This window comes from Marixanthomonas spongiae (genome assembly GCF_003095375.1).
Taxonomy (GTDB): Bacteria; Bacteroidota; Bacteroidia; order Flavobacteriales; family Flavobacteriaceae; genus Marixanthomonas; species Marixanthomonas spongiae.
Genome location: NZ_QEHR01000005.1, coordinates 21,292 through 40,301, shown reverse-complemented (window position 1 = coordinate 40,301; position 19,010 = coordinate 21,292). Strand labels below are relative to the sequence as shown.

20 protein-coding genes are annotated in these 19,010 nt (G+C 37.8%); 13 read left to right on the top strand and 7 right to left on the bottom strand.

From position 1 onward, the window contains the following. Nucleotides 1–16: 16 nt before the first annotated feature. The 10 genes from DDV96_RS08360 (at nt 17) to DDV96_RS08315 (ending at nt 8,613) form a co-directional block, all read left to right on the top strand. Nucleotides 17–205 carry a hypothetical protein gene (locus tag DDV96_RS08360; RefSeq protein ID WP_116694316.1) on the top strand — a complete coding sequence of 63 codons (189 nt, stop codon included), beginning with the start codon at nt 17–19 and terminating at the stop codon, nt 203–205. Between the two features lie 113 nt (nt 206–318). Then, a complete protein-coding gene (locus tag DDV96_RS08355; RefSeq protein ID WP_240607691.1) occupies nt 319–726 on the top strand; it encodes a response regulator transcription factor in 408 nt (135 codons plus the stop codon). Between the two features lie 64 nt (nt 727–790). Continuing rightward, on the top strand, nt 791–1,492 hold the full coding sequence (locus DDV96_RS08350; RefSeq protein ID WP_116694314.1) for a hypothetical protein: 702 nt from the start codon (nt 791–793) through the stop codon (nt 1,490–1,492). Between the two features lie 25 nt (nt 1,493–1,517). Continuing rightward, nucleotides 1,518–2,180, top strand: coding sequence for a hypothetical protein (locus DDV96_RS08345; RefSeq protein WP_116694313.1), 663 nt, complete (start codon nt 1,518–1,520; stop codon nt 2,178–2,180). Nucleotides 2,181–2,200: 20 nt separating this feature from the next. Next, entirely contained in the window at nt 2,201–3,646 is a 1,446-nt protein-coding gene (locus tag DDV96_RS08340; protein ID WP_116694312.1) for a C1 family peptidase, read from the top strand. Further along, nucleotides 3,647–4,138: a hypothetical protein gene (locus DDV96_RS08335; RefSeq protein WP_116694311.1), complete on the top strand. Its 492-nt coding sequence runs from the start codon at nt 3,647–3,649 to the stop codon at nt 4,136–4,138. It abuts the gene before it with no gap. A 43-nt stretch (nt 4,139–4,181) separates the two neighbouring features. Further along, nucleotides 4,182–5,960, top strand: coding sequence for a M48 family metalloprotease (locus DDV96_RS08330; RefSeq protein WP_116694310.1), 1,779 nt, complete (start codon nt 4,182–4,184; stop codon nt 5,958–5,960). 33 nt (nt 5,961–5,993) lie between these two features. After that, a complete protein-coding gene (locus DDV96_RS08325; protein WP_116694309.1) occupies nt 5,994–6,680 on the top strand; it encodes an ion transporter in 687 nt (228 codons plus the stop codon). Further along, nucleotides 6,677–7,855 carry a CHASE2 domain-containing protein gene (locus tag DDV96_RS08320; RefSeq protein ID WP_116694308.1) on the top strand — a complete coding sequence of 393 codons (1,179 nt, stop codon included), beginning with the start codon at nt 6,677–6,679 and terminating at the stop codon, nt 7,853–7,855. The genes DDV96_RS08325 and DDV96_RS08320 overlap by 4 nt, the downstream gene beginning before the upstream one ends. Further along, nucleotides 7,828–8,613, top strand: coding sequence for a hypothetical protein (locus tag DDV96_RS08315; RefSeq protein WP_116694307.1), 786 nt, complete (start codon nt 7,828–7,830; stop codon nt 8,611–8,613). The genes DDV96_RS08320 and DDV96_RS08315 overlap by 28 nt, the downstream gene beginning before the upstream one ends. Nucleotides 8,614–8,775: 162 nt before the next feature. Here the strand turns inward: DDV96_RS08315 and DDV96_RS08310 are convergent, their stop codons facing one another. Then, nucleotides 8,776–10,818: a dipeptidyl-peptidase 3 family protein gene (locus tag DDV96_RS08310; RefSeq protein WP_116694306.1), complete on the bottom strand. Its 2,043-nt coding sequence runs from the start codon at nt 10,816–10,818 to the stop codon at nt 8,776–8,778. A gap of 120 nt (nt 10,819–10,938) precedes the next feature. Between DDV96_RS08310 and DDV96_RS08305 the strand changes: the two genes are divergently transcribed. Beyond that, entirely contained in the window at nt 10,939–12,000 is a 1,062-nt protein-coding gene (locus tag DDV96_RS08305; protein WP_116694305.1) for an SRPBCC family protein, read from the top strand. Further along, on the top strand, nt 12,001–12,372 hold the full coding sequence (gene crcB / locus DDV96_RS08300; protein ID WP_116694304.1) for a fluoride efflux transporter CrcB: 372 nt from the start codon (nt 12,001–12,003) through the stop codon (nt 12,370–12,372). Here the strand turns inward: crcB and DDV96_RS08295 are convergent. The 3 genes from DDV96_RS08295 to DDV96_RS08290 all read right to left on the bottom strand — a co-directional run bounded on the left by DDV96_RS08295 (nt 12,369) and on the right by DDV96_RS08290 (nt 13,875). Beyond that, nucleotides 12,369–12,977 (bottom strand): DUF1684 domain-containing protein, encoded by a 609-nt coding sequence (locus DDV96_RS08295; RefSeq protein ID WP_116694303.1) that lies wholly within the window; start codon nt 12,975–12,977, stop codon nt 12,369–12,371. The two genes, crcB and DDV96_RS08295, sit on opposite strands and share 4 nt — an antisense overlap. A gap of 103 nt (nt 12,978–13,080) precedes the next feature. Next, nucleotides 13,081–13,332 carry a hypothetical protein gene (locus DDV96_RS15780; protein ID WP_133240830.1) on the bottom strand — a complete coding sequence of 84 codons (252 nt, stop codon included), beginning with the start codon at nt 13,330–13,332 and terminating at the stop codon, nt 13,081–13,083. Nucleotides 13,333–13,437: 105 nt separating this feature from the next. After that, the gene (locus DDV96_RS08290) at nt 13,438–13,875 is read right to left on the bottom strand and encodes an Lrp/AsnC family transcriptional regulator (protein WP_116694302.1); all 438 of its coding nucleotides are present in this window, start codon (nt 13,873–13,875) and stop codon (nt 13,438–13,440) included. Between the two features lie 130 nt (nt 13,876–14,005). Here DDV96_RS08290 and DDV96_RS08285 point away from each other — a divergent pair, with 130 nt between their 5' ends. After that, a complete protein-coding gene (locus tag DDV96_RS08285) occupies nt 14,006–14,401 on the top strand; it encodes a hypothetical protein (protein ID WP_116694301.1) in 396 nt (131 codons plus the stop codon). Between the two features lie 51 nt (nt 14,402–14,452). On the opposite strand, the gene DDV96_RS08280 is transcribed toward DDV96_RS08285, so the two are convergent. From DDV96_RS08280 to DDV96_RS08270, 3 genes are all read right to left on the bottom strand, one after another. Beyond that, the gene (locus DDV96_RS08280; RefSeq protein WP_165805987.1) at nt 14,453–14,911 is read right to left on the bottom strand and encodes an RES family NAD+ phosphorylase; all 459 of its coding nucleotides are present in this window, start codon (nt 14,909–14,911) and stop codon (nt 14,453–14,455) included. A 14-nt stretch (nt 14,912–14,925) separates the two neighbouring features. After that, entirely contained in the window at nt 14,926–15,417 is a 492-nt protein-coding gene (gene parS, locus DDV96_RS08275) for a type II RES/Xre toxin-antitoxin system antitoxin (RefSeq protein WP_116694299.1), read from the bottom strand. Between the two features lie 76 nt (nt 15,418–15,493). Beyond that, nucleotides 15,494–18,919, bottom strand: coding sequence for a methylmalonyl-CoA mutase family protein (locus tag DDV96_RS08270; RefSeq protein ID WP_116694298.1), 3,426 nt, complete (start codon nt 18,917–18,919; stop codon nt 15,494–15,496). Between the last annotated feature and the right edge of the window lie 91 nt (nt 18,920–19,010).

Below are 19,010 nucleotides of genomic sequence, written 5' to 3'. Positions count from 1 at the left end.
ATAAAAATACACTTTTATGTTTACTACCGGTCAATGGGTTTTTGCTATTCTTGCTGCAATTGCATTTATTGTTATTATTATATATAGCTATAGAAAAGACATCAACCGCCATAAAAAACACTACAAAGGAACTTTTTGGATACTACTGGGTTTTATTGTTTTTATTTTGCTTCTTCTGGCTGTTAAAACCTATATAAAGGGATAAAAAGACATTTTTTCTTTTTTTTTCGATATTACGCAAGAAAAACAAGTGCTTCACTAAAAAAATACCCTGAATTGGGTATTTTATGCATTTTGTAAAGCATCTACTTTTGTGCTGTGAACACGTACAAAAAAATAACGGAACTTCTTAAAAAGGCAAAAAAAAATTCGTTACAGTTAAATAATAATGAAACGATAGCTGTATTGGACGCCTTGAAACAGATATCAGAAAGCAAAAGGATAATAGACAAGGCAATTTACTATTCTTTAATATTAGAGCAAAAAAGTCCGAAAATCAAAAACCTCAGCCCGAGGGAGATTCAAATATTCACGTTGGTGGGCAACGGATTGCGCTCTAAAGAAATTGCAGCAATGCTCTCCATAAGCCAACAAACAGTTGGCACCCATAGAAAAAACATTATTAAAAAACTCAAGATAAAAGGAAGCCGACAACTGCAATCTTTGGCTTATAAATACAACAATAGCGAATCGAAAAAGGCATTTCTTACAAAAAATACCCAATAATGGGTATTTACTACTATTCCCTCTTAACTTACTTTTAACAAAAATTATAAACCAAATTTTAATTATGAAAAAAATTACATTAATTGTGTTGTGCGTTTTGTGCTGGGCCACTTCTAAAGCACAAGAAACCAGCTTATTTCCACAAGCTCCCGGAGAAACTTATGAGTATGCTTTAGAAGAATCTTTCGCACAAGATAAGGTACAAACCTTCAAAGAATATTCTTTAGGCGTAATGTTTATGCCTATTCCATTATTCATCGATGAAATTCAAATTACCCAAGATGGGGACACACAGAGTTTTTCAAATGATGAAAACATTTTTAACGTAGGTATAGGCTTAGTGGTCAACGCAGATTTTAACGAATCTGGTTTAGGATTTGGATCCTTGGGATACTTTTCGATTATTGGCGGAGAAGATATTAGGGCTTATGATGGGTATTTTGCTCTAAAATATGATTTCGCTTTAGGTGATCCCATCGACACAAATTTTGAAATATCTCCATTACTTGGATTGGGGTGGCTACATTTTCAACGAAAGTCGGACGAGGTTAGTTACGGAAGCAGTTATTATGTGGCTGGAGGACTACGGCTAACTTGGAAAATTGTTAATGGAGTTTTTGTAGGGGCCGATGCTTTGACAACCCCTACTCTTTTTACTTTTAACAACGAAAAGTTATTAGGCGTTGAAGATCAAGTGGACGAAGTGACGTTTAAAAACAAAACCCCTGTTACGCTGAACATTTCCTTACGTTTCAACATACTTTAAAACACTCAATTTAAAACACAATACAATGAAAAAATCATATATATACATTACACTTTTTATATCGCTGTTGGGTCTGGCGTCCTGCGATGTTGAATCAGAAGCATCATTCCTTGAAGATGGCGAAGATTTAGGTTTTACAGGAACAGAAGACGATATTATAGACTTTTTAACCGAAGATGCCTACCAAGGTTTGTTAGACTTAGGAATAACCGTTAACACAGGAAACACCCCGCCAGAAGTAGAAGGAACTTACTTAATGAGTCCTTTCACATTAAAAGCCACCAATATTCCTGGGGACGGCTATGAAACGGGCGATGTTTTTTTAGATAAGTTAATTTCTTTATTTGGCCAAGATAATGAAAGCTTAAAAATAGAATACTCCGGTTCACAAATTGATTCTGACGGGAACAGCGTTTCGACGGAAACAGGGGTTGAATCCTACATAACTGGTTCTGGTAATAACTTCACGATTATCGTCAAAACCAGCGGAACAAGTCCCGGTTCATCTGGTCCTGTTACGTTTATAAACGGGATAGCAATTTCAGGAAGTATAGGGCAAAATGGGATTATCGATGCTGAATATGGATTAATTATTATTGAAAAAAATGACGATGTGAATGACGAATACATAGATGAGGGAGAGGGTCGTTTATTCGAAGATCTTGATGGATTGTCCAACCGTCAATAATTAAAGTTTAAATAATTTCTATGAAACAATTTTCTTTTTATATTATTTTATTAATCGCCCCCCTGTGTCTTGCTCAGCATGGTACAGGGTTGGTGTTTGATGACGAAGCTTACGAAGAGATACCTGCGAAACCCAAAAATGTCGCATTTTTTGATGATCTGGCCGATATAACTCAGGCTTCGATTAAAAAATATGCTCCTGTGGTTAGAAGTCAAGGAGGATATGGCACCTGTACCGGTTGGGCAACTGCCTATTACGGCCGTACCATTGTAGAAGCCAAGCAGTTAGAGTTAAAAGAGCAAGAAGAAATAAATAAAATAGCCTTCTCTCCCATTTTTACCTACCTAAACGCTGCGACGAAAGAAAATAGTTATAATTGCCAAAAAGGCGCCTCCTTGGACCGTGCTTTAAGGTCTTTAATAGAAGATGGATCTCCATATTTTGAAGATTACAAAGACGCCCAATTTTGTGACGATGACATTCCTGAAACTATTTTTGAAAAAGCAAAATCTAATGTTATCAAGGAATATAACCGTGTTATTGTAGGTAGCGAAACCAAACAAGAAAAAATTGAAAACGTAAAACGGGCCATACACAATGGTAACCCGGTAATTATTGGTTTTAAGGTAGAAAAAGCATTACACATTGCCAAAGGAGTTTACGTACCAGACAATCAACTAACTGGAGGTGGCCACGCCATGTGCGTTGTAGGCTTTGATGATGAAAAATACGGCGGTGCTTTTGAAATCATAAACAGCTGGGGGACAGATTGGGGCAATAATGGATATATCTGGGTAAAATATGATGATTTTGTTAATTATACCCGTTATGCATTAGAAATCATCCCAAAACCTAAACCGGTAAACAAGCTCAAAACCTTAGCAGGTGAATTAAGAATTGAGCTGAAAGGTGGTGCCGAAATGCAAGTGATAAAAGGGGGTGCGTCTTTCAAAAAAAGCGTTTTGGGCTGGCAAGATGTTGTAAAAGAAGAAGAAACCAACGATAAAACAGTAGGTGACTATAAAACCACTACCTCTTACCCAAAAGAAACCAAATACCGCATGTATGCAAAAGTTAACCAACCAAGCTACGTATATGTATTTGCTGCAGACAGCGCTGGTGAAAACGGGGTACTGTTTCCGCATCAAGATGGAATATCCCCATATTTTGACAATACAGAAGCCGAGCTGGTGATTCCTGGAGAAAAATATTTTTTCAGGCTTAACAAAGATGTTGATTCCGACTACACAATTGTTGTTTTCTCCCTCGAAAAAATAGACACAAAAAAAGTAAAAGAACAATTAGACACCCTTGAAGGTGATATGCTTGATAAATTATACATGATTTTTAATGACAGCTTGATTGCTAAAGAACACATGAAACTGTCAAAAAACAAAATGAAGTTTGATGCAAAGTTTGAAAAAGGCACAACAGCAATGATGGTGTTGGACATAAAACGATCTTAAATGAAAAAGCTAACTGTCACCCTATTAGTCTGTGCCCTAACAATTTGCTGTAAAGGACAAAAAAAAAGTATATATAGTTCGCAAGACGTAGTAAAAGAGGAAACTGTCGATTTGGGAAAAACAGTAGGCAAGGCAAAATTAGGACATATTCAAAACACACGAAAAATAGTCATGTACAAGATTGAAGATGTACTGATTGAAGGAACCACAAACCAATATGGAAAAAAAGCTGTAAAAACAGACAGTATAATAAAAAATGCTGTTGATAAGTTCATTTCTGAAATTACAAATCCCGCTAACTACGTCGTTGCTACCAACAAAAAAGTATCGTTTGAACCTGATTTTCAATTTGAGCTCTGCGCACAAAACTGTGAGCTTTCAATTTTATTGGATTCAAAAACCAAAAAAATAGGCTTTATAAATCTAGAAGGCCAAGAAGTAATTGGCATACGGAAAAATTTAGTTTCGTTCTTAACAAAAAACAATCAATAATACAATGGCAAATTATTGTCGGAAATTTATATAAATAAACATTATGAAAAAAATAGTAGTTTGGGGTTTCATTTTTTTCACAATAAGCCCTGTTTTTTCGCAAAAATTTCAAGACGTGGTAAAAGCTGAAACCGAAGAAGAGGTAGATGAACTTTGTCAAACCATTGGATTGGGTTTTATGAGCACACCAAAAGAAGTAGAAGATATTATTAATGAAATTGTTCAAACTGCAGGGGTAAGTAAAGCAGGTTTTGAGCTTAAAGAATGTTCAAACATTGAAAATGCAGTAGCCAAAATCATACCTATTCAAGGTGAAGATGTCCGGTATATAATATATGATAGTGATTGGCTGCAAAGCCTTATCAATAGCACTTCGAATGACTGGTCTGGTAAATTTGTACTTGCACATGAAATTGGACACCATTTAAATGGGCATAGCTTAAATAACGGCAGCAGTAATCATGATTATGAACTACAAGCAGATTATTTTGCCGGACGAGCACTGGCAAATTTAGGAGCTTCTTTAGAAGAAACATTGTTAGTTACCAGTAAACTACCTGAAAAAGCCACTTCGTCTCACCCAGCACGAGCAGACAGGACTCAAAAAGCAGAAGAAGGCTGGAAATCTGTAAAAAACAAAGCCCTCACTATTAAAGTTAGAAAAGAAGACGAAAGTGAAGTAGCACTAAAATTAGTGCAGATGATTGACAATAAATTAAAAAGTCGATCCTTAATTAAAGATGACTACCAAAAGACCTTAAAGCAACTAAGCGTCGCCAGAAACAGGTATTATAAAGGTTACACTGAAGATATACGTTATTTTGAAGCGATCTGCTACACAGGTATAGAGAATCAAGAAAAAGCAATGGATGCGTATGTCAACTATTTAAGCATTGAGGGCCTCGATAAAGACCAAAGAATAAAGGAAATTAGTGAGTTATATACCAACTCACCTATAGACAACACTGCTTTTTTTGCAAATACATCTGTAGTGTACCATTTAAGCAAATCATACTATAAAAATAAAAACTACGATAAAGCCATCATTTTTGGAAACCAATTTTTGACCCGATCACAAGATGCAGATAAAAACAGTGATATAATTGAAGTAATAGCCACCAGTGAGTTTGAAAAAATTGAAGAAGGCATTAATGGGATGAGCGTAAAAGAATCTGTTGAGAAGGCTGCTCTTTACATTCAAAATGAAGAGTACAGTAAAGCATTCAAGTTATTGACAAAAGCAGCAGAAAGCAAAAATGCAGAAGCCCAACATCTTTTAGGAAATCTCTACTTATATGGAAGGGGTGTGGAAAAAGATGCCAGTAAAGCATTAAACTGGTATATTTCTTCAGCACAACAAGGTGATGTTGAAGCACAGTATATGGCAGCAACTTGCTATTTTGAGGGGTACGGCGTGTCTAAAAGTTTAAAAAATGCACGGTTTTGGTTCAATAAAGCTGCAGAAGGCAACCACCCATATGCAGCAGAAGGTTTAGCAAAAGTTGAAGCCGAAGAAAATCCGAAAAAGAGCATTCCTGTTAAAAAAACAGAATCTAAAGAGACTAAAGTTGAAACTATCGCAAAACAAGTGATCAAGGGAGATTCTTATTTTAATAAACGAATGTACCCTGATGCTTACAACATGTACATCACCCCAGCAAATAAAGGCAACGCTCACGCTCAAGAACGAATAGGTTGGCTTTATTATAAAGGAAAAGGAGTTAAAAAAGATAAAGATTTGGCAGTATCCTGGTGGAAAAAAGCTGCAAAGCAAGGAAATGTAGAGGCCATTAACTACTTAACGAGATTAGGCCAATGGTAAACTAAAAATTTTTCCTTGCAATTTTTAAGAAACATGATCACCAATGTAAATTCCAGATTAGGAAGGCGTTTTGATATTTTTATTCAAATACTCATCGTGCTTTCCATGATTGCTTTTGCGGTAGAAACCATACCAAACCTTCACCCAAAAACTGTAATCTTTTTAAAAATTTTCGATGTTGTCTGTATTGCGGTTTTTACAATTGAATACATCTTACGTATTTACTTTTCAAGCTCTAAACTTAGTTATATTTTCAGTTTTTATGGTATTATTGATTTATTGGCCATTTTGCCATTTTACATCGCTATTGGTGTAGATTTAAGATCGCTTAGGGCTTTCAGGGTTTTTAGAATCTTTCGGGTATTAAAACTAGTTCGCTATAATAAAGCCCTTACTCGTTTTAAAACAGCCGCCGTAGAGGCCAAAGAAGAAGTTATTTTGTTTTTGTTTATAACAGCCATTTTATTGTATCTATCGGCTGTAGGCATTTATTATTTTGAACATGAGGTACAACCAGAAAAATTTAAATCTATTTTCCACAGCCTGTGGTGGTCTATTTCAACTTTAACAACTGTTGGTTATGGCGATATATATCCTATTACCACTGGAGGTAAATTGTTTACGTTCTGTATCTTAATTGTCGGTTTAGGCATTGTAACGGTACCCGCAGGTATTGTTGCAGCGGCACTTTCCAAAGCAACTAAAATCAACAAAAAATGAAACAGAGTTTTAAATTATTGATGAAAGATGCGGGCCTGTGCCTTGTATTTTCAGTAATTGTAATTTACTTAATTTCATTTCTCATTGTTAATCTTTCTATATTTAATCCATTCACAAATGCATTTAAAGACTTTAGTTTTTTAGACCTCTATTATTCGCAGGAAATGTTCGATAAAAAACCTGTTAAAGATATTGTGGTGGTCAATATAGAACACAAGGACAGGTTTCAAATACATCAATTAATAGAACACGTAAAAAAACAAAAACCAAAAGTAATTGGTCTTGATATAGTCTTCAAAGATAAAAAGGACAGCTATGTAGATTCTCTTTTAGGCAACAGTTTGCAGCCCGACAACGTCATACTTTCCAAAGCTTTTTTAGGCAAATCTTGGGCCTACAACGCCGCTCCCTTTATAAAAAACCCTGAACTTGTAGGGTATTCCAATTTAAATTTTAATTTAAAAACAGATGTTATACGGGAGTTCGAAGGCTATCAAAATATTAGCGACAGTACACAAACATCTTTTTCAACACTGGTTTCAAAACAATTTTTGGAAGATAAATGGAACCATAAAAGAATGAGAGAGAAGCTTTCAAAACCAATACCAATAAATTACAGTGGCACATCAGATCAGTTTTTTACATTCTCGTACCAAGAATTTATGGAAACAGATACCCATCCTTTTTTAAAAGATAAAATTGTATTGATTGGCTACTTGGGCACCCCCCATAATAATTACTATGATATTGAAGATAAATTTTTCACTCCTTTGAACATTAAAACAGCAGGTAAAAGCCCTCCAGATATGTTTGGTGTCCTAATCCACGCTAATATTATTGCAATGCTCATAAACAATGATTTTATTAAAGTAATACCTAATTGGGCAATATTATTTATAACTGGAATAATCTCATATTTAGCGCTGTTGTATTTTATGTATGCCAGTACTAAAAAACCTGTGAGTTATATGCTCAATAAAAAGATTGTTCAACTTTTGTTTACAGTATTTCTATTATGGTTTTCATTATGGTTATATAAAATAAATATTCTTTTTAAACCAGAATTGATTATTGCTGTACTGGTGTTAAGCGTAGAGTTCATAGGATTATATAAAATTTTGATTTTTAAATTAAACAAAAGATACAAATGGAAAAGCTATTTTTTTCAAGATTGATGTTTATTTTCTTTTTAGCATCGCTTTCGACGCAAGCACAAGAATTCATAGTTTATAAAACCGAAGGTTCTCCTACCAATACTATTGACAGTTCTACTAAAACACTAAAAAAAGGTGCTTTGGTAAAAAGTGGCACTATCGAACTTTTAAAAGACAACAAGGTATTGTTTGTCGATCAGGAAGGAAGGCTATATGAACTTAACGATACCGGGAAATATAATGTTCCGGAAATTAAAAGCTATCCCAAACCGTTTGATGAAGACACTTTCTCCAAAAAATACTTTACCTATGTTTGGAAACAATTAAAAGGTGCCGAAAACACCAAGCAGCATACCGGTAACGTTTATCGGGACAATTTGCTGGATATATTAATAGAACCCAAAGACAGCATACGTATTTTCAGTAATGAAATCACTTTTTCGTGGAATGAAAAAAAACCGAATGAATACTATTATTTTTTCTTAAGAAACAATACCACTAACACACTTTCGAAAATAGGCGTGTACGGTAATTCCATTACTCTTTTTGTTGATGATGTCCTGCTCACAAAAGGCAATTCTTTTGCGTGGGGTGTATCTCAAAAAGAGTTTCCTAATTTTACTCAAATTAAGTTTAACGCTTTTAAATACCTTACAGCTGCAGATTATGAACGGGAAAAAAATGAAATTACAAAACTTACAGAAAACCTCTTGCAATTAGGTTTAACCCAAAAACAAATCGATCAAGAATTATGTGATTTTTATAATCTGTGCCATTAAAGTTTCTTCTTTGAAAATACCCAATAACGGGTATTTATTTAAAGACAGCTATACCTTATTTTTGAAAGCTCATCTAACTATTTAAATTTTGTTTCATTAAAAAAACCTCCTCGGAAATTTCCAAGGAGGTTTTTCATTCTTATTAAGATCAATCCGGATTGATTAATTTTCCACCGGAAGATTTCCAAATTGTTCAGAATATTGCAACATCTGCTCTTCAAAAGAAGCGGGTTGTTCAATACTGAAACCTTCTATAGCACCTTCCTCATTCGTTTTTGGAACGATTACCGGATTAACAAAACCGCTGTAAGGAGGCGACTTAAACTGCTTGTTTCGCTCCAATACCTCTTTATGAAGTTCTTGATCTACTTTTACACCGTAATCTTCAACTAAGGCTTTGGCAGCCTCATAATCACCTTCGGAAGTAATACGCTGTGTTTCGCGCAACAGTTCGCCAAAAATCTCACGCAATTTCTGGTAGTCTTTAATGTCGTAATACGTTTTACCGTCGCGGGTTACTTTTTCGATCACGCCTTCGTCTTTTCCTTTTTCGAATGCCCAAGCACTTACCCATTGGCGGTTGCGCATATGAGCTTCTTCTACGTCGTCACCCAATTCCAAACGAACCAACTGGCCTATCAAACCGTTACGGATGTACCCGTCGTAAGCGGCTTTCCCTGTTTTTTCCCAGTTATCGGTAAGCCCCAACTCTTCAATTTTGGGATCCATTAGGTAATACAGCCCAAAAAGATCGGCACGGCCTTCTTCGATGGTAGATTTATAGCTTTTCAATGTTTCTTTTGGAGTACCAACACCTTCGTTTATCTGTCCAGAAGCATGCCCCACTACTTCGTGAAGGGCGGTGTGCAATTTATCGGCATTTTTGCCGTATTCTTCTTCCAGTTCTACTTCTTCTTCATCATGGGCAAACTCGTGCAAACGACCACTTCCGCCGGCATTGTTATAAGCGTTTATAATGTTGCCCAAAGAAACAGATTTGCTTCCATGAGCTTGGCGTATCCAATTGTTGTTGGGCAAGTTCACACCTATGGGCGTGCTGGGAGAGGCATCCCCGGCTTCCCCGGCGACGATAACTGTTTTGTATGATACTCCTTTAACACTGTCTTTTTTATGTTCTTCCATCAAAGGGGAGTTATCTTCAAACCATTGTGCTTCTTCAGAAAGAACGGCCATTTTTTTGGACATATCAAAATCCTTGATTTGTACAATCGATTCATAAGAGCCTTTATACCCTTTTGGGTCGTTATAGACTTCAATAAATCCGTTGATCCAGTCGATGTCACCTTCAGTAGATTCTACCCAAGCCACGGCATAGTCATCCCACGTATCTAAGCTGCCGGTTTTGTAATATTCAATCAACAGGCTTAACGCTTTTTCTTGTTGTGGGTTTTCGGCGACTCCTTTGGCTTTTTCCAGCCATTCCACTATTTTATCGATTGCCGAACCGTACATACCCCCACTTTTCCAGGTTTTCTCGACCAACTTGCCATTTTCCTTGACCAGTTTCGTATTCAAACCAACTTCAATGGGCTCGTTATCATCTACTTTCACGTTTCCGTAAAAATTTTCCACATCGGCCGTGGTTACATTGGGACCGTAAAAATTCACGGCACTTTCTTTAACAATATCGGCATCTTTGCTCAGGTTTACCTTTTTAGAATCTTTATCGTTGAACAATACTTCAAAAGCTTCTCCCGTAAGTTGGGTATTGGTTTCGTCCAGTAATGTTTGCAAATATTCTTTACTGAAATCGGGCTTCATTTTGGCCGTGCTGTAATGGTGGTGTATGCCACCGGAAAACCACACCCTTTTCAGGTAGGTTTCAAAGTTTTTCCAATCGTCTGTAGCTTTGTCGCCTTCATAGGTGGTGTAAATATTTTCCAGCGCCTCACGTATTTTTAGGTTGTGACGGTAATTTTGATCCCAAATAATATCACGGCCTTCCAACCCTGCTTGGGTAAGGTAATACACCAGTTTTTGTTCTTTTAAAGAAAGGTCTTCCCAGCCAGGAATTTGATAACGCAATATCCTAATATCGGCAAATTGATCTACTTGATAGTCAAAATCATCGGTTTGGGACGTTGTTTCAGCAACTTCCGGTGTGGATTTTTTATTTTTTTCTTCAGCACACGAAAAAAACAGCAAGCCGCTCAAAAAAGCAGCCAAGATAAAAGTATTCTTCATTTTGTTGATTTTTAGTTTCAGCAAATGTAGTAAATTCATAGCAACCAAAGAAACACCCTAAATAGCCCTATTATGTTAAAATGATTATCTTTATGGATTATAACCAACAAACTTCCGTAAATGAAAATTTTAAAATACCTCCTTTTCCTTATTTTGATTGTAATAATCGGTGCCGCTATTTATTTTGCGACCCAGGATGGCAGTTTTGATGTTTCTGAAACAAAAACCATAAACGCCCCTGCCGAAGTGGTGTACAATAACGTGAAAGATTTTAAAAGCTGGCCACAGTGGGGGCCGTGGATGGAAGAAGATGAAAACATGAAGATTGATTATGCCGAAAAGACCGAAGGAGAAGGAGCTTCGTATTCGTGGACCAGCGATGCTGTTGGTGATGGGTCAATGAAAACAGTGAAAGTAATACCTAATAAAGAGATTGAGCAAGAAATTATTTTCAACACGCCAATTGGCGACAGCAAAAGCGAAGTATATTGGTATTTTGAAGATACTGAAACCCCTGGGCAAACTAAGGTAACGTGGGGTATGAAAGGAGAACAATCTTTTATGGAAAAGGTGTTTATGGCATTTCAAGAAGACGATATAGAAACCGGGCTTTCAAAAATGTTCGAGAACGGATTAAACAACCTCGAAGATGTAGTGAACGAAAGCATGGAACAATATTCCATAAACGTTGATGGCATAACCCGGTACAGCGGCGGTTATTATATGTACAATACAACTGCATCCAAATTATCTGAAATCAGCAAAAAAATGGGTTCCATGTTTGGCCAGGTCACGGGATATATGCAACAAAACAACATACAGCCTTCGGGAATGCCCTTTACCATTTACAACGCTATGGACCAAGCCAATGGAACCGTTATTTTCTCGGCTGCCGTTCCTGTAAAAGACCGGGTAATAACCCCAGAGGGAAGCCCCGTTTTAACAGGTTTTATGGAACCTTCTACTGCCGTAAAAACTACCCTTAAGGGAAATTATACCAATCTATCTCAAGCATATAAAAAAGCAGAGCAGTACATAGCGGAAAATAATCTGGAAAGGGATACCAACGCCAATATGTTTGAAGTTTACACAAACGATCCCGGAGAAGTGCCGAATCCTGCCAACTGGATTACCGAAATATATATTCCTATTCAGCAAAAAACAAAGCCAAAAGGACTTTAAATGAAACAATTGATATTGGTATTTATTGGTGGTGGCATAGGCAGCTCATTGCGGTACTGGATAAGCAAACACCTCAACAGCGCAGAAACGGGCATCCCCTACGGCACCATGACGGCAAATATAATTGGCAGTTTTATTATCGGGATTATTTTAGGACTCTTTTTTAAGCATAACTCCATTTCGCAAAACACAGTTTTGTTTCTTGCTACGGGCTTTTGCGGAGGATTTACCACTTTTTCCACCTTCGCTTATGAAAACCACGTCTTTTTGCGTTCGGGCGATTTTTTACACTTTGCACTTTATACAATGGGCAGTTTTATTATTGGGTTTGCCGCCGTTTTTGGTGGTATGTACTTGGTAAAATTTCTTTAATGCTTTTTGAAATCTTTTACCCCCGCTTCAATACGCACCGATAAATTATTTTCTTTAGGCGGAATGGGACACGAATACCGTGCATTGTAAGCGCAATATGGGTTGTAAGCCTTATTAAAGTTCAATATAATGGTATCGCCCTCTGGTATCTTGGCATCTAAAAATCGTCCGCCACCGTAGGAGCCATCCCCGCTGGTTAAATCGGTAAAGGGTAAAAACAAATAATCCTCATAGCCCGGCTCATCGTAAGGTTGGGTGTTTTGGTAGAGGTTCAGTTTTAATTTTTGGCCATCTAAAGTAAAGTGTGCTTCCCCATATTTTACGTATTCTGGCAACCTATCTGTGGTGGTTGGCATTAAAAAAGGGGTTTCATTGGGAGTTCTTATGAAAGTGGCCTCGACTCTGTATTTTAAATTGATTGGATAAAATTCCAATTCCTTAAAGATCTTAAAATCTTTTTTGGTCAAAATGGTGGTTTCGGCCGAGGCAAAGGTTTTGTTTTCTGAAGCGTGATATGTTTCAATTTCTTCAATCAGTTCTTTATCGGTTTGGGCAAAAGGAAAAAAACATATCAGTAAAAAAATCAGGCTTAAGAACTGTTTCATATTAAAATTTTGGATAAATATACAATTATCCACAATTTATTCAGAAAAACCTATTTAAGCGAATATTTCTGAAAAAATATAACACCTTCTTTACAGGAAATCATTAAGATGTCGTTTTGTTATCGAAACGATTAGAAGTATTCTCGCTCGTAACTTTTTTGGTGCTCATCTGTTTCTTCATTTTTCTGTTTCTTCGGGTAATGAGTACAGCGTCTAAACAGGAAATAAGCAACCCGACACTTGAAACCAAACATGCAAAACGAATGACGGTGCTGCCGGGGAATTCAAATCCTGAAAATCCTAAAATCGCAGTAATAATGGTTATCAATAAGAAATGGAATGTATAATTTTTCATAATCGTAGTTGTAGTTGATTTGGATCAAAAATAATACACACCTTATCGGCTTATTGCCAATATCTCCTTAATTGATATAAGTTTAACTGATAGCCCGTAAAAACGTTAAGCTTTCTTAATTTCGTTGTTTTTAACCACATGTGAAAGTACAATCTGGGTTTTGGTTTCGCCATACACAATCAATTGGTCGATGAAATTTTCTAAGTGTTTTTGGTTTTTCAGCGCCACTTCCATCACTATGTTCTCGTTGCCGGTTATTCGATAACAATTCAACACCTCATCGTAGGTTTTTACTTTTTCAAGAAAAGGCTTCAGCTTTCCCATAAATGCCCGCAAGGTAATAATCGCTTTTAGTTGATATCCTGCTTCGAAGGGCGAAACCACGGTGTGGTATCCATGGATCACGCCGGCATCTTCCATTTTCTTTATACGTTCGGTTACAGCCGGAGAGCTCATTCCTACCCTTCGGCCTATTTCGGCACTGGAAAGCCTGGCATTTTCTTGTAAATGCTTTAAAATCCTCCAATTTAGGTCATCAATCATTTTTAAGGTTTTTAAATAAATAAGTTTAAAATTTATTCCAAATATAATTATTTGCCTTAAATTACATTGACAAATAAGTAATTATCTTAGTAAATTTGTGTTATTATAACTTAATAAAGTACTTGGTGCCATGGCCACTCACCTTCCACATAAAATTCCTCAAACAGCACTTTATAAAAAGGCGGAGGATATCTTTGCCCTTTCAAGGAGGATTTCAGAATATTTGGCCCACGATTTAGCCATTTTAAAAGAAGATGGAACAGAAGACCACCATATTTATTTTACAGGTGATATGGTGCAGCAATCCACAAATTTGGCACCACAGATATTGAAGGCCGAAAGCCAACTTTTTTCTGAGGCCAAACACAAACACGCAGCTTCGGTGACCCGGTTGACCAACCTGTTGTATAAAAACTGCGAACGCTTGGAACGTTCTAACAGTAATGGAAAAGAGTTTCTAAATCTATTGCGGCACGAACTCAAAAAATTCAGGAAGTTGCAGCGTACGTGGCTCTTGACCTTGTGATATATTAGATACTGTTTCTTCTTATCGGAAAAAATTCAGGTAGCTGCCCTATCACACCTGTATTCTCGAATCAATGTCCAAAATTTTCTCTTTTGAAAATTTAATTTTCGGGAAATCGGGGTGCTTTGGGTTAAGAAGGATATTGTATTCAAAAGGCAATACAGCCGAAGGAACACCCATAGCAAGCTGTCCAGAGTTTTGCAACCAGTTGGAACCATAATCCTGTGTGCTCGATAAAGGAGGGTTGTTCCGCCAATTGATATGGACGTTTTCAATTTCTTTTAAGAAAAATATATCCTTGTCTGCAATTTCAGTTTCAATAAAATAATGATCGTCGGTAAAATATTGATAATCTAAATGCACTAAAATTTCCAACACACAAAGCGACAGATGCTGCGAACAATAAAGCATCGCATCGCCTGTTTTGTTCCAACGCCCACCGTAAAGCCTGGCACCTTCGCCACTAACATCGGTAATGAATTTTTTTTTGGCTATTCTGTAAAGTTTCAAAATAAAAAAAGCGATTAGGAATAAACACCATGTTCAATCCTGCCCAAAATATCTTTAACGAGCTTGGTACCAAAGCTGGTGTCGAGGAAATCGAGCGGCTTGGCATAATTTAAAGCGCGGACTTCGGAATGCAACCAAGCTGTAAAATTATCGAGAGTACCCAAAACCTCGATGCCCCGGGAAATGACATCGGCAATTTCAAGGATTTGCTCTGTGCTGTACACATTCAACAAATCGTTGCTTCCCTTTCGCTGTATGGTACGATGCGAAATATGAAGCAAATTGCTCATTTTTTCCATGGAAATACCCAAGACCTTGCTCAATGTGGAAACAACCGATGTAGGCAAGCCCTTTCGGGTTATTTTTATGAGGTCTATATCACTGTTTACTACCTGTGATACTTGCGTACTACCGCCTAAAACGCTTATAATCCTATCATATTTATTTTGAATACGGTAGAACACTTCGGGCTCCTGAACTAAATTAATAACTTTACCTGCTTCCATGATTACGACATTTGTCACAAATTTACGTATTTTTGTCGTAATTTAAAAATTTATAGTCACCTTTTACTATTGCACGTTACATATTTCTACGGTATTGCCCTCCTACTTCAAACAGTGCTTCGGTAATTTGCCCTAACGAACACACCTTGGTTGCCTCCATGAGCTCCTCGAACATGTTTTTGTTTTCGATAGCCGCTTCTTGCACCCGTTTTAAGGTTTCCTCGGCACGGTCTTCATAGGTTTTGTGAAGTTTTTCCAAGGTGTCTATTTGTGCCCGTTTCTCCTCTTCAGTAGCCCTAATCACTTCCTTGGGCTGGATAGTGGGCGAACCTTTACTGCTTAAAAAGGTATTGACGCCAATTATAGGAAATTCACCAGTATGTTTCAGGGTTTCGTAATACAAGCTTTCTTCTTGGATTTTTCCGCGTTGGTACATGGTTTCCATTGCGCCCAACACCCCACCGCGTTCGGTTAAACTATCAAATTCTTTTAAAACAGCTTCTTCTACCAAATCGGTCAACTCTTCGATAATAAACGAACCCTGAATTGGATTTTCATTTTTAGCCAAGCCTAATTCCTTATTGATAATTAACTGAATGGCCATGGCACGGCGCACGCTTTCTTCCGTAGGCGTGGTAATCGCCTCATCGTAGGCATTGGTGTGCAGTGAGTTACAGTTATCGTAAATAGCATATAAAGCCTGAAGCGTAGTACGGATATCATTAAAATCAATCTCTTGCGCGTGCAACGAACGACCTGATGTTTGAATGTGATATTTCAACATCTGCGCCCTTGGGTTGGCACCGTACTTTTCCTTTAAAGCTTTAGACCAAATTTTTCGTGCTACGCGACCAATTACTGAATACTCAGGATCTATACCGTTACTGAAAAAGAACGACAAGTTAGGGCCAAATTTATTGATGTCCATCCCACGGCTTAAATAATATTCAACGTATGTAAAGCCATTGGCCAAGGTGAAAGCCAATTGAGTAATGGGATTGGCGCCAGCTTCGGCAATATGATAACCACTAATAGATACCGAATAGAAGTTTCTAACTTGTTTTTCTATGAAATATTCTTGAACATCGCCCATTAAACGAAGTGCAAATTCCGTAGAAAAAATACAAGTGTTCTGGGCTTGATCTTCTTTTAAAATATCGGCCTGTACCGTACCGCGAACCTGTTTTAGAGTATCGTACTTTATCTTGTTATACACCTCTTGAGGCAATACTTGGTCACCGGTAACCCCAAGCAGCATCAAACCCAGACCATCGTTTCCTTCAGGCAGTTCGCCGTGATATTTGGGGCGGTCCATACCGCTTTGTTTGTAAATTTTGGCAATTTTCTTTTCCACCTCATCTTCAAGGCCGTTTTCTTTGATGTATTTCTCACAGTTTTGGTCAATGGCCGCATTCATAAAAAAGCCAAGGAGCATCGGGGCCGGCCCATTAATGGTCATACTCACCGAGGTCATTGGGTGGCTTAAATCGAAACCAGAGTACAGTTTCTTTGCATCGTCCAGACAACAGATGGAAACGCCGGCGTTCCCTATTTTTCCATAGATATCGGGACGGTGATCGGGGTCGTTACCATAAAGGGTTACGCTATCAAAAGCAGTTGAAAGGCGTTTGGCCGGAAGCCCCATACTTACATAATGAAAACGCCGATTGGTACGTTCTGGACCGCCTTCTCCCGCAAACATACGGGTAGGGTCTTCGCCTGTGCGTTTAAAAGGGTATAATCCAGCGGTATAAGGGAATTCGCCCGGAACATTTTCCTGCAACACCCATTTTAATATATCGCCCCAAGCTTGGTACTTTGGCAAACACACTTTTGGTATTTGTGTATGTGAAAGCGACTCGGTATGGGTATCAATGCTTATTTCTTTATCCCTTACCTTAAATTTATAAACCGGTTCTTGATACCGGTTTACTTTTTCGTCCCAACCTATGATAACCTCCCAATTATAAGGGTCGAGATTCATTTTTTCCTTATCAAATTCAGCAATTAAAAGCTCTACTATATCCTTATTTTCTTCGGAAACGGATAGTGATTCAGAATCAATTCCCGATTTATCCAAAGTAGGCGTAGCACCTGAAACCGTTTCAATCGTTTTAAAAATCCCGTAAAGTTTTTGGGCAACTTCAGCCTGCTCGGTTGCCTTTTTATCGTACGCCCTGTTATTTTCGGATATTTCAGAAAGATAGCGTGTTCGCGCTGGAGGGATAACGAATACCTTTTCGGACATTTCATCTGAAATTTCATAATCACTGTGTAAATCGGCTTTTGTCTTGGAAGCGATTTCGTCCATAATGGATTTGTACAGCTTGTTCATGCCAGGGTCGTTAAACTGCGAAGCAATAGTTCCAAACACCGGCAAATCCTCATTCTTTGCATCCCATAGTTGGTGATTGCGCTTGTATTGCTTTTTCACATCGCGAAGCGCATCCTTGGCACCTCGTTTATCAAACTTGTTGATGGCCACCAAATCGGCAAAGTCCAGCATATCGATTTTTTCCAATTGTGTTGCCGCACCAAATTCTGGCGTCATCACATAAAGGGAAACATCACTGTGATCTAAAATTTCGGTATCACTTTGACCAATTCCGGATGTTTCAAGGATAATAAGATCGTATTCCGCTGCTTTTAGTACCTGTACCGCCTCGGCCACGTGTTTGGAAAGTGCCAAATTGCTCTGGCGAGTGGCCAAACTGCGCATATAAACCCGAGGAGAATTGATGGCGTTCATACGAATACGGTCGCCAAGCAAGGCCCCACCCGTTTTTCGTTTTGAAGGATCTACTGAAATGATCCCAACGGTTTTTTCGGGAAAATCGACCAAGAAACGGCGCACCAACTCATCGACCAAAGAAGATTTTCCTGAACCGCCCGTTCCTGTGATGCCCAAAACAGGGATGCTGCTTGTTTTATTTTTTTTATGAATTGAATCTAATGCCTGTTTTGCAACTTTAGGAAAATTTTCGGCTGCTGAAATAATCCGGGCAATGGAACTTGGGTCTTTTTCTGAAAGTTTTTCCGCTTCACCATTCAAGTTTTCTCCTATGGGGAAATCGGCCGTTTTAACCAAATCGTTGATCATGCCCTGCAACCCTAATTCGCGGCCGTCATCGGGAGCGTAGATACGGGTTATACCGTAGTTTTGCAATTCTTCTATTTCTTCTGGGAGAATCACGCCACCGCCGCCGCCAAAAATTTTTATATGTTCGGCACCTTTTTCCTTTAACAGGTCGTACATATATTTAAAATATTCGTTATGGCCACCTTGGTATGAAGTCATGGCTATTGCGTTTGCATCCTCCTGTATTGCCGTGTTGACTACCTCTTCCACACTGCGGTCGTGTCCTAAATGGATCACCTCCACCCCGGTTGACTGAATAATGCGCCGCATAATATTTATAGCGGCATCGTGGCCATCAAAAAGCGAGGCCGCGGTTACGATTCGTACTTTGTTTTTAGGGGTATAAGGTTTGGCCTGTTCCATAGTAATGTTGTCTTAATTTTTTTTGAAGTACAAATTTACGAAAAAGGCAGTAAAAAAAGGGTTTAAGAAGATTGTTTAGACATAAAATAAA